At 38.5% G+C, this 12,900-nt stretch carries 7 protein-coding genes; all 7 read left to right on the top strand.

Annotated elements, in window-relative coordinates:
• The first annotated feature begins 417 nt into the window (after positions 1 to 417).
• The 7 genes from Q0E71_RS05310 (at position 418) to tuf (ending at position 12,746) form a co-directional block, all read left to right on the top strand.
• On the top strand, positions 418 to 4,269 hold the full coding sequence (locus Q0E71_RS05310; protein WP_294796777.1) for a DNA-directed RNA polymerase subunit beta: 3,852 nt from the start codon (positions 418 to 420) through the stop codon (positions 4,267 to 4,269).
• Positions 4,270 to 4,290: 21 nt separating this feature from the next.
• The gene (gene rpoC / locus Q0E71_RS05305) at positions 4,291 to 8,010 is read left to right on the top strand and encodes a DNA-directed RNA polymerase subunit beta' (RefSeq protein WP_294796775.1); all 3,720 of its coding nucleotides are present in this window, start codon (positions 4,291 to 4,293) and stop codon (positions 8,008 to 8,010) included.
• 152 nt (positions 8,011 to 8,162) lie between these two features.
• Positions 8,163 to 8,405, top strand: a complete 243-nt coding sequence (locus Q0E71_RS05300; RefSeq protein WP_294796773.1) for a ribosomal L7Ae/L30e/S12e/Gadd45 family protein — start codon at positions 8,163 to 8,165, stop codon at positions 8,403 to 8,405.
• Between the two features lie 24 nt (positions 8,406 to 8,429).
• Positions 8,430 to 8,852, top strand: a complete 423-nt coding sequence (gene rpsL / locus Q0E71_RS05295; protein ID WP_294796771.1) for a 30S ribosomal protein S12 — start codon at positions 8,430 to 8,432, stop codon at positions 8,850 to 8,852.
• A 125-nt stretch (positions 8,853 to 8,977) separates the two neighbouring features.
• Positions 8,978 to 9,448: a 30S ribosomal protein S7 gene (rpsG, locus tag Q0E71_RS05290; RefSeq protein ID WP_294796769.1), complete on the top strand. Its 471-nt coding sequence runs from the start codon at positions 8,978 to 8,980 to the stop codon at positions 9,446 to 9,448.
• 18 nt (positions 9,449 to 9,466) lie between these two features.
• Positions 9,467 to 11,533, top strand: a complete 2,067-nt coding sequence (gene fusA / locus Q0E71_RS05285) for an elongation factor G (RefSeq protein WP_294796767.1) — start codon at positions 9,467 to 9,469, stop codon at positions 11,531 to 11,533.
• A 19-nt stretch (positions 11,534 to 11,552) separates the two neighbouring features.
• Positions 11,553 to 12,746, top strand: coding sequence for an elongation factor Tu (gene tuf / locus Q0E71_RS05280; protein WP_294796765.1), 1,194 nt, complete (start codon positions 11,553 to 11,555; stop codon positions 12,744 to 12,746).
• Positions 12,747 to 12,900: the final 154 nt, after the last annotated feature.

Genomic DNA, 12,900 nt, shown 5'->3' with positions numbered 1-12,900 from the left:
AATAGATTTTAGAAGATATCTGCTAGGCGATTGATATGCTTAGCAGATATTTTTTATGTATATAATAAGAAAGAACTATGAGCGCCGTGCCCATAGTTCTTTTGTGTATTGAAAATGTCTGCCATATGACGGGCGCTAGCTATATGACGGGTGATTGCCTTATGACGCGCGATTCGCTTTTCGCATTAATCGTTTTGCGCCTAGATTGATTTTGGCAAAACTATAAGCAAGGCAAAAACGTTTTAGCAAAAATGTAAAAATATTTTAATTATTTGCAAAAAAATGCTTGACATTTGTCTTGACTTATTATATAATTATAAATTGCATAATTAGGATTTAAAATGGGTTTTTATTCTCAAAATCTTAGTTTAGGGTACGACATATAGTAGGTTATTTTGATAAGGGGTGAATATTTGGATGCTACATCCTGTTGAAAACGGAAAAAGAACTAGAATGAGTTATTCTAGGATAAAAGAAGCTTGCGAGATGCCAAATTTTATTGAGGTACAAACTGCATCGTTTGACTGGTTTTTACATGACGGCTTAAAGGAAGCTTTTGACGACATATCACCTATTGATGACAATGGTGGTAGCTTAGTATTGGAGTTTGTGGGCTATACTATAGGAAAGGAACTAAAGTATACTGAAGAAGAGTCCAGAATTAAGGACACAAACTACAGTGCTCCTCTTAGAGCAAGGGTTAGACTAATTAACAAAGACACTGGAGAGGTTAAAGAGCAAGAAGTATTTATGGGAGACATACCTATCATGACTGACAAGGGTACTTTCATAATCAATGGTGGAGAAAGGGTTGTTGTTTCACAAGTCGTTCGTTCGCCAGGCTGCTACTACAAGAAGGAAATCAATAAGAATGGTGATCTTGATTACAGCGCAACTATCATACCAAACCGTGGGGCTTGGCTTGAATTTGAAACTGATGCGAGTGGCGCTTTATATGTAAAGATTGATAAGAACAGAAAAGTTATCATCACATCACTTCTTAGAGCTTTAGGTGTTGTTTCTGATCTTGAAATTGTTGAAACATTGGGTGAAACTAATGATTTATTAACAACTCTTGAAAAGGATACTGCAAAGACTCAAGACGAGGCTTTGATTGAGATCTACAAGAGACTTAGACCAGGCGAACCAGAAGCCGTAGACAGTGCTAAATCACTACTTAATAATCTATTCTTTGACCCTAAGAGATACGACTTGGCTAAAGTCGGAAGATATAAGTTCAACAAGAAGCTATCTATAGCAAGAAGGATAGAAAATCACACTCTTGCCATGGATGCGGTGAACCCTATTACAGGCGAATTAGTATATGAAAAGGGAACTCATCTTGATAGACCTATGGCTCAAAAGATTGAAAATAACTTTGTTAATACCATTGACATAGTTTTGGATAATGGTGAAGAGATCAGAGTTGTAGGTAATAACTTTGTTTATCCTGAAGCTTTCGATACAAAAGTTAATTTTGAAGAGCTTGGACTTAAGGATAAGATCTACGCACCATTAATGCACGAACTTATGGACGAAGCTAAGGACGACGAAGAGCTTAAAAACTTAATCATAGAAAATATTAAAGAAATATATCCAAAGAGAATTGAAATTGATGACATAATTAGCGCTATCAACTACCAATTCAACTTAATGCGTGGCGTTGGTCAATTTGACAACATCGACCACTTAGGTAACAGACGTGTAAGAAGCGTTGGCGAATTACTTCAAAATCAATTCAGAATCGGTCTTTCTAGAATGGAGAGAGTTATTCGTGAAAGAATGACTACTCAAGACCCTGAAGCTGCTACTCCTCAAAGTCTAATCAACATAAGACCGGTAGTTGCCTCACTTAAGGAGTTCTTCGGTTCATCACAACTTTCTCAATTCATGGACCAAACTAACCCTCTTAGCGAGTTAACTCACAAGAGAAAGATGTCTGCTTTAGGACCTGGAGGACTTTCAAGGGATAGAGCGGGCTTTGAAGTAAGAGATATTCATAACTCTCAATATGCTAGAATGTGCCCTATCGAAACACCAGAAGGACCAAACATTGGTCTTATCACTTCCTTAGCATCATTTGCAAGGATCAATGAATATGGTTTTATCGAAGCTCCTTATAGAAAGGTAGAAAAAGGTACAGGAAAAGTTACTGATGAGATTGAATATATCAGCGCTGACGTTGAAGATGAGTGCATCATAGCTCAAGCCAACGAGCCAATAGATGAAAAAGGCTACTTCAAAAACGACATCATCGTTGCTAGAAGTAAGGCTGAAAACGATACTTTGATGGACATGTTCAAAAAAGAAGAAATCGATTACATGGACGTTTCACCTAGACAAATAGTTTCAGTTGGTACAGCGATGATACCATTCTTGGAAAACGACGACGCGAACCGTGCTCTAATGGGCTCAAACATGCAAAGACAAGCAGTTCCACTACTTATGACAGAAGCACCTATCGTTGCGACTGGTATTGAGTATAAGGCTGCTAAAGACTCAGGTGTATGTGTTGTTGCTAAAAATGACGGTATTGTTAAAAAAGTTGATGCGAAGAGCATCGTTATTGAAAATAAAGACAAGAACATTGATTCATATAAATTAATCAAATTTACAAGCTCTAACCAAGGCACTACTATTAACCAAAGACCTATAGTTCAAGCGGGTGAAAAGGTTAAGAAGGGCGATGTAATTGCGGACGGACCAAGCACTAATCTTGGTGAAATGTCACTAGGCAAGAACATCTTAGTAGCGTTTATGACTTGGGAAGGCTATAACTACGAAGATGCGATACTAATCAACGAAAGACTTGTTTATGAAGATGTATTGACATCTATTCATATAGAAGAATACGAATCAGAATCAAGAGATACAAAGCTTGGACCTGAAGAAATCACTAGAGACATTCCAAACACTAGTGAAGAGCTTCTTAAGAACCTTGACAAAGACGGTATCATCAGGATTGGCGCTGAAGTTAAGGCTGGCGACATCTTAGTTGGTAAGGTTACTCCAAAGGGAGAAAAGGATCTACCTGCTGAAGAAAGACTCTTAAGAGCTATATTTGGAGAAAAATCAAGAGAAGTAAGAGATACATCTCTAAAGGTACCTCACGGCGAAGCTGGTATAGTTGTTGACGTTAAGGAATTTACAAGGGAAAATGCTGATGAGCTATCACCTGGCGTAAACAGGATGGTTAGAGTATATATCGCTACAAAGAGAAAGATCTCTGTAGGGGACAAGATGTGCGGTAGACACGGTAACAAGGGCGTCATCTCAAGAATACTTCCTGAAGAGGACATGCCATACTTACCAGACGGCACACCACTACAAATTCTACTAAACCCAATGGGTGTACCATCTCGTATGAACCTTGGACAAGTACTTGAAGTTCACTTGGGTATGGCGGCTAAAAAGCTTGGTATGTACGTTTCAACACCAGTATTTGACGGCGCTAACGAAAACGACATACTTGAAGCGCTTGACAAGGCTGGCTATCCAAAGAGCGGTAAGATTTACCTAAGAGACGGAAGAACAGGAAAGTTATTTGACAATCCAGTTACAGTTGGTTACATGTATATGCTTAAGCTTCACCACTTAGTTGACGAAAAGATCCACGCAAGAAGCATTGGACCTTACTCACTAGTTACTCAACAACCATTAGGCGGTAAGGCACAATTTGGTGGACAAAGATTCGGGGAAATGGAAGTTTGGGCCCTTGAAGGTTATGGCGCAAGCCACGTACTTCAAGAGATATTAACAGTTAAGTCCGACGATATCAATGGCCGTGTTAAGACATACGAAGCCATTGTTAAAGGAAAGAACATTCCAGAACCAGGCATACCTGAATCATTCAAGGTACTTGTAAAGGAACTTCAAAGTTTACTTCTTGACGTTAAGGTCCTTGACCAAGACGACAATGAGATGGAACTTGACGATGAAGATGATTTCATGAACGAAAGAGAAATCATTGCGGGCGACTTCAAGAGCATGGACACTGATTATAAAGAAGATGAAGAATTTGTAAACTTCTTTGACGAAGAAACATCCAAGGGCACAGATGAAGACGAAGACAACATTGATTACGACGAAGACGATGTGGACGAAGATGAATACGATGAGGATGACGATGAAGACATCGAAGAAGATATTGACGAAGATTTTGTTGATATAGATGAAGAAGATTTGGACATGGACGACGATCTAGACATAGGCAGCGACATCGACGAGATCGATGAAGACCTAGACCTAGATGACGATAGTTCTTTGTAGAAAGACAAGGAGGAAGGTAATTTGTTCGAATTAAATAAATTTAACAGTATTCAAATAGGCCTTGCATCAAGCCAAGACATAAGAGCGTGGTCTAAGGGAGAAGTTAAAAAACCAGAAACAATTAATTACAGAACATTAAAGCCAGAAGCAGAAGGCTTGTTCTGTGAAAAGATATTTGGACCTGTAAAAGACTGGACTTGTCACTGCGGTAAATACAACAAGATTAGATACAAAGGCATGATATGCGATAAGTGCGGCGTTGAAATTACAAGAGCTAAGGTAAGACGCGAAAGGATGGGCCACATTGAATTAGCTAGTCCATGTACACACATTTGGTACCTTAAAGGAACACCTTCAAGGATAGCCATAGTACTTGACGTTTCACCAAAAGAGCTTGAACACGTTGTTTACTTTGCTTCATATATAGTTATGGATCCAGGCAAAACTGGCTTAAAATATAAACAAATCTTAAATGAACAAGAATATTCAGAAGCTATAGATATGTTTGGTTACGGCTCATTCGATGCTAGGATGGGCGCAGAAGCTATACTTGAGCTGCTTAAGGCCATAGACCTAGATAAAGAAGCACAAGAACTAACAGAAGAGCTTGAAGGAGCATCCACACAAAAGAAGATTAAAGTTTTAAGAAAGCTTGAAACTATTGAATCATTCAGACAATCAGGCAATAGACCTGAGTGGATGGTTATCGAAGCACTTCCAGTTATACCACCAGATTTAAGACCTATGGTTCAACTAGATGGCGGTAGATTTGCGACAAGCGATTTAAACGATTTATATAGAAGAGTTATCAACAGAAACAACAGACTTAGAAGATTACTTGAACTAAACGCACCAGAAATCATTACAAGAAATGAAAAGAGAATGCTTCAAGAAGCAGTTGACGCACTGATTGATAACGGCAGACGCGGAAGAGCAGTAACTGGCCCTGGAAACAGACCACTTAAGTCTCTATCCGATATGATAAAGGGTAAACAAGGTAGATTTAGACAAAACTTACTAGGCAAGAGAGTTGACTACTCAGGTAGATCTGTAATTGTTGTAGGACCTAAGCTAAAGTTCTACCAATGCGGTCTTCCTAAGATGATGGCACTAGAACTATTCAAGCCATTTGTTATGAGAAGACTTGTTGAAACAGGTAAAGCACATAACATTAAGAGCGCTAAGAGAATGGTTGAGAGAGCTAAATCAGATATTTGGGACGTACTTGAATACGTTATCAAGGATCACCCAGTACTATTAAACAGAGCACCGACTCTTCACAGACTTGGTATTCAAGCCTTTGAACCAGTTTTAGTTGAAGGTAAGGCAATAAAATTACATCCATTAGTATGTTCAGCATATAACGCGGACTTCGACGGTGACCAAATGGCTGTGCATCTACCATTGTCAATAGAAGCACAAGCTGAAGCAAGATTATTAATGCTTTCAATTAACAATATCTTGGCACCAAAGGATGGTAAACCAATTTCAATACCATCACAAGACATGGTACTAGGCTGCTATTACATGACACTTGACATAGAAGGAAGTAAGGGCTCAGGCCACATCTTCGAAGATTATGACGAGATGATAAAGGCTTATCAACTAGGACTTATTGACCTACACGCAAAAGTTAAGGTTAGAGTAAAACTTGATGAAGACGACAGAGGTAAACTTGTTGAATCAACTGTTGGTAGATTCATTCTTAACAAGAAGATACCCCAAGACCTTGGTTTTGTAGATAGAGACGAAGATCCATATTCACTAGAAATAGATAGAGTTGTATCAAAGAAGACTTTAGGAACTATACTTGATAAGTGCTATCAAAAGCATGGCAATATCGTTACTAGTAAGCTACTAGACCACATCAAATCAACTGGTTATAAGCACTCAACACTTTCAGCAGTATCTATATCTATGGCGGACGTTGTAGTTCCTGATGAAAAGACTGAACTTATAGAAAAGGCACAAAAGGAAGTAGAAAAGTACGAAAGAGCTTACAGAGACGGTTTCATGACTGAAGAAGAAAGATACGAAGGCGTTATCAATATTTGGAACGGCATCACTGATGAAGTTACTGAAGCGCTTATGAAGTCACTTGATCCATTAAACAACATCTTCATCATGGCGGACTCAGGAGCCAGAGGTAGTAAGAACCAAATCCGTCAATTAGGCGGTATGCGTGGTCTGATGGCATCATCAACTGGTAAGACAGTAGAAATCCCTATCAAGTCAAACTTTAGAGAGGGACTATCAGTACTAGAGTTCTTCCTATCATCACACGGTTCTAGAAAGGGTCTATCAGACATCGCCTTGAAGACAGCGGACTCTGGTTACCTAACAAGAAGATTAGTTGACGTATCTCAAGACGTTATCGTAACAGAAGACGATTGCCATAGCGATGAAGGACATACTGTTAGAACTATAAGAGATGGCAAAGAAATTCTTGAAGAGCTAGAAGAAAGACTTATCGGCAGATATGCTTTTGAAGACATAGTAAATCCTAAAGATGGTTCTATCATCGTAAAGAAGGACGAACTAATAGATGAAAAGACAGCTCACTTCATTCAAGAGATAGGCATAGAAGAAGTTAAGGTAAGAAGCGTTCTTACTTGTCAAACTAAGCACGGCGTTTGTGCTAAGTGCTACGGAAGAAACTTGGCAACAGGCAATATCGTTAACATTGGTGAATCAGTTGGTATCATCGCCGCTCAATCAATAGGTGAGCCAGGTACACAGCTTACAATGAGAAACTTCCACTCAGGTGGGGTAGCCAACGCAGACGATATCACTCAAGGTCTTCCAAGAGTTGAAGAACTTTTCGAAGCTAGAAAGCCAAAAGGACAAGCACAAATTGCCCAAATTTCAGGTACTGTATCAATCAATGAAGACGATCCACAACAAAGAGTCATAGTTATTACTGATGACAAAGAAGGCATTGCAGTTGATCACCCGGTAAATTATGCGGCAAGACTTAAAGTTCATGAAGGCGACTACATCGAAAAAGGTAAAGAAATCACAGAAGGTAACGCATCACCTCAAGAAATCATGAAGGTTCTTGGCGTAGAAGGCGTTGAAGACTATATAATAAAAGAAGTACAAAGAGTATATAGAATGACAGGTATCGATATCAATGACAAGCACATTGAAATCATCTGTAAACAAATGCTTAAGAAAGTAAGGATAGAAGCACAAAACGATTCTTCATTCTTACCAGGAGCACTTGTAAATATATACGACTTCATTCATGAAAACAAAAAACTTAAAGAAGAAGGCAAAGTACCAGCAGAAGGAAAGAGAATACTACTTGGTATATCCAAGTCGTCACTAGCAACAGATTCATTCTTATCAGCAGCTTCATTCCAAGAAACAACAAGAGTATTAACAGAAGCAGCCATCAGAGGTAAGAAGGATGAGTTAGTAGGACTTAAGGAAAACGTTATCATTGGTAAGATCATACCAGCAGGTACAGGCATGCTTAAGTATAGAAACATCAAAGTTAAAGAAGACGAAACAGTTTTAAAGAAACAATTAGAAGAAGAACAAAAGAGAAAGAAGAGAGAGATAGACGACACAAATCTATTCAAAGACTTTGATGAAGATGAAAAAGAAAAGAAGACTAAGAAAGAAGAAGATAAAAAAGAAAATGAAGAGGTAAAAGATAATCAAGACGCTATCGAACTAGATAAGATTATCAAAGACCTACTTAATGAAGAAAAAGAAAGAAAGTCTTCTAAATAATTAGTATATTTAAAAAATAAATATAAGTGGAGACAGTCAAGATATTTTACCTAAATTTAACTAAAAATATCTTGACTTTTTCCATAATGCGTGGTACAATTCTCTTATGTGTGAAAGTTCACGCTATTAATAGAGCTAAAGGAGGATGCTTAATGGATACCGACACCTTGGGGCCGAATTGTGTAGTAGGCTTTAAACAGGTAACAAGGGGGCTAAAATCCGATCTCTTCAGTCAGGTTTTTATCGCTCTTGATGCAGATAAGGACATAAAGACGCTTATCGAAGAAGAGGCAAGTAAAAAATCTGTTGATGTTGTTTATATAAACACAAAAGAAGAGCTAGGAAAACTCTGTGGTATTGAAATAAACGCAGCTGCCGCTGCTTTATTAAAATAAATTTTTATGTAAGGAGGTGCTTTGATGCCAACGATTAATCAATTGATCAAAAAAGGAAGATCAAAAGTAGTTTACAAATCTAAATCACCAGCTTTAGATACAACTTATAACTCACTTAAGAAGAGACAATCTTTAGTAAACGCTCCACAAAAAAGAGGAGTATGTGTTGCTGTAAAGACAGTTACACCTAAGAAGCCAAACTCTGCCCTAAGAAAAGTTGCTAAAGTTAGACTAGTTAATGGATATGAAGTTTCAGCTTACATCCCAGGAATTGGTCACAACTTACAAGAACACAGTGTTGTTCTTATAAGAGGTGGAAGAGTAAGAGACCTTCCCGGCGTACGTTACCACATAATTAGAGGTACACTAGATACAGCCGGAGTTGAAAACAGAAGACAAAGTAGGTCTAAATACGGTTCTAAGAAACCTAAAGAAGAAAAGAAGTAAAAAACATTTTTAGTCGTTGAAATGCAAAGCATTAAATAGATGAAGAGCATTTTGGCGCTAGACGGCTTTTAGAGATTTGCCGAGTACCAATGAATCTACTAAGATAGTTAAGGAGGGAAGAAAAAGTGCCAAGAAAAGGACACGTGCCTAAACGTGAAGTAATGCCTGACGCAAGATACAATGATGTTGTAGTTACAAAACTTATAAACGCAATCATGCTAGACGGCAAAAAAGGCTTAGCTCAAAGCATAGTTTACGGGGCATTTGATATAGTTGCAGAAAAGACAGGTGAAGACGCTCTTGAACACTTCTACAAGGCTATGAATAACATCATGCCAGTACTAGAAGTTAAGGCAAGACGTATTGGTGGTGCCAACTACCAAGTTCCATTGGAAGTAAGACCTGAAAGAAGACAAACTCTAGCAATAAGATGGCTTGTACAATACTCCAGAGCAAGAGGAGAAAAGACAATGACTGAAAGATTAGCAAAAGAGTTGATGGACGCAGCCAACGGTCAAGGAGCTTCTGTTAAGAAGAGAGAAGAAGTTCACAGAATGGCTGAAGCAAATAAAGCATTTGCACATTATAGATATTAATAATAAGGGGGAAAACTTGTGCCAAGAGAAATTGCACTAAAAGATGTCAGAAACATCGGTATTATGGCGCACATTGACGCAGGTAAAACAACCACAACAGAAAGAATTCTTTATTATACAGGTAAGATTCATAAGATAGGAGAAACTCACGAAGGTGCTGCTACCATGGACTTCATGGTGCAAGAGCAAGAAAGAGGTATCACTATCGGTTCAGCAGCAACAACATGTTACTGGAAAAACCATAGAATCAACATCATAGATACACCGGGCCACGTTGACTTTACAGTTGAAGTTGAACGTTCCCTAAGAGTTCTAGACGGTGCGGTTGCTTTATACGACGCTAAAGGGGGAGTTGAACCTCAAAGCGAGACTGTATGGCGTCAAGCAGACAAATACGGTGTACCTAGGCTTGCATTTGTTAATAAAATGGACGTCGTAGGTGCAAACTTTGACAGAACACTAAAGATGATGAGAGAAAGATTAAACGCTCATCCAATAGCTGTTCAATTACCAATAGGTAAAGAAGATACATTTAGAGGTATCATAGACTTAATCGCAATGAAGGCTGAATTATACGAAGATGATCTAGGAACTATCATTCAAGAATCAGATATTCCAGAAGATCTAGTAGAAACAGCTCAAAAATATAGAGAAGAAATGATCGAAGAAATCGCTGATTTCGACGAAGAAGTTATGGAACTATACCTAGGTGGTGAAGAAGTTCCTAACGATTTAATTAAAAAAGTATTAAGAAGAGAATGCGTTGCAAACCAAGTAACACCAGTTCTATGCGGTAGTGCATACAAGAACAAAGGTGTACAATTCCTTCTAGACGCTATAGTTGATTATCTACCATCACCTATCGATATACCAGCAGTTACTGGTACAGATAGAGATGGCGAGATAGTTGAAAGACAAGCGGCAGATGATGCTCCACTAGCAGCATTAGCATTCAAGATCGTTACAGACCCATTCGTAGGTAAGCTTGCTTATGCAAGAATCTACTCGGGCGTTCTAAAGAGCGGTTCTTACGTATTCAACTCATCAAAGGGTAAGAGAGAAAGAATCGGACGTATCGTATTAATGCACGCTGATAAGAGAGAAGAAATCGAAGAAGCATACGCAGGATCCATCGTTGCTATAGTAGGCTTGAAGCTTACAGGTACTGGTGACACACTATGTGCTGAAGACAAGCCAATCATACTAGAAAACATGGAATTCCCAGATCCAGTAATTTCAGTAGCGATAGAACCAAAGACAAAAGCTTCACAAGATAAGATGACACAAGCATTACTTAAGCTTGCTGAAGAAGACCCAACATTTAGAACATATACAGATGAGGAAACAGGTCAAACAATCATATCAGGTATGGGTGAACTACACCTAGAAATCATTGTAGACAGACTTTTAAGAGAGTTCAAAGTAGAAGCAAACGTTGGTAATCCACAAGTTGCATACAAAGAATCAATCAAGTCAGCTGCAGAAGGCGAAGGTAAATACGTTAAACAATCAGGTGGTCGTGGACAATATGGTCACGCAAGAATCAAAATCGAACCTCTACCAGCAGGAAAAGGTTACGAATTTGTTAACGCAATCGTTGGTGGAGCTATTCCAAAAGAATACATCGGACCAGTTGACCAAGGTATACAAGAAGCACTTCAATCAGGTGTTATCGCTGGATACCCAGTACTTGACGTAAAAGTTACACTATACGATGGTTCATACCACGAAGTCGACTCATCAGAAATGGCATTTAAGATTGCCGGTTCTATGGCAATTAAAGATGCACTTAAGAAAGCAACACCTACACTACTTGAACCTATGATGAAAGTTGAAGTTACTACACCAGAAGAATACATGGGAGACGTAATCGGAGACTTAAATTCAAGAAGAGGTAGAATAGAAGGTATGGAACTTGATAACGGAGCTCAACACGTTAAAGCATTCGTACCGCTTTCAGAAATGTTTGGATATGCAACAAGCCTAAGAAGTAATACACAAGGTAGAGCTAACCACTCAATGCAATTCGATCACTACGATCCAGTTCCAAACAGTATATTAGATAAAGTCATTGGTAATAAATAATTTTTATAGGAGGTAAAAAATGGCTAAACAAAAATTTGAAAGAACAAAACCACATGTTAACATTGGTACAATCGGTCACGTTGACCATGGTAAAACAACATTAACAGCAGCTATAACATTAGTACTAAACAAAAGATACGGTAGCGGTGAATTCGTAGACTACGCAAACATCGATAAAGCTCCAGAAGAAAGAGCTAGAGGTATAACAATCAGTACTTCACACGTTGAATACGAAACTCCAAACAGACACTACGCACACGTTGACTGCCCAGGCCACGCCGACTACGTTAAGAACATGATCACAGGTGCTGCTCAAATGGACGGCGCTATCCTAGTAGTATCTGCTGCAGACGGTCCAATGCCTCAAACAAGAGAACATATCCTACTTGCTAGACAAGTTGGCGTTCCTAAGATAGCAGTATTCCTAAACAAAGAAGACCAAGTAGATGATCCAGAACTAATCGAATTAGTTGAAATGGAAGTTAGAGAACTACTTAGCGAATATGACTTCGACGGAGACAACACACCTATCGTTGTAGGTTCAGCACTTAAAGCTCTAGAAGATCCAGACGGAGAATGGGGAGACAAGATCATCAAACTTATGGAAGAAGTTGACGCATACATCCCTCAACCAGAAAGAGCTACAGACCAACCATTCCTAATGCCAGTAGAAGACATCTTCTCAATCACTGGTAGAGGTACAGTTGCTACAGGTAGAGTAGAAAGAGGACTAGTTAAAGTTGGAGATACAGTTGAACTAGTTGGTTTAACAGATGAAGTAAGAGACGTAGTAGTAACAGGCGTTGAAATGTTCCACAAATTACTAGACGTAGCAGAAGCAGGAGATAACATCGGTCTATTACTAAGAGGTGTTCAAAGAAATGAAATCGAAAGAGGTCAAGTACTTGCTGCACCTAAGACAATCAAACCACACACTAAATTTAAATCAGAAGTATACGTATTAACAAAAGAAGAAGGTGGACGTCATACTCCATTCTTCAACGGTTACAGACCACAATTCTACTTCAGAACTACAGACGTTACAGGTAACATCACACTAGAAGAAGGAGTAGAAATGGTAATGCCTGGTGATAACGCTAGATTCAACATCGAACTTATCACACCTATCGCTATAGAAAAAGGACTTAAGTTCGCTATCAGAGAAGGCGGTAGAACAGTAGGAGCCGGAGTTGTAACTGAAATTATCGAATAATTTCGATTAATATAGTTATATAGATTTTAAAGAGAGCTGAAAGGCTCTCTTTTTTTGTGTGTATTTTGTAAAATGTATATTATTTGATTTAAAATCATTGCAATTTACTTTATGTAGGTATATAATAATAGTACTCAAATAATTTTTTGAGTAT

Source organism: uncultured Fenollaria sp., assembly GCF_934202865.1.
Classification (GTDB): Bacteria; Bacillota; Clostridia; order Tissierellales; family Peptoniphilaceae; genus Fenollaria.
Note: the sequence above shows the minus strand (reverse complement) of the source record. Positions and strands in the feature narration are given on the sequence as shown.

Coding starts and splice junctions, on each gene's coding strand:
- Q0E71_RS05310 (WP_294796777.1), top strand. CDS start 418: ATGCTACATCCTGTTGAAAACGGAAAAAGAACTAGAATGAGTTATTCT.
- Q0E71_RS05300 (WP_294796773.1), top strand. CDS start 8,163: ATGGATACCGACACCTTGGGGCCGAATTGTGTAGTAGGCTTTAAACAG.
- rpsL (WP_294796771.1), top strand. CDS start 8,430: ATGCCAACGATTAATCAATTGATCAAAAAAGGAAGATCAAAAGTAGTT.
- tuf (WP_294796765.1), top strand. CDS start 11,553: ATGGCTAAACAAAAATTTGAAAGAACAAAACCACATGTTAACATTGGT.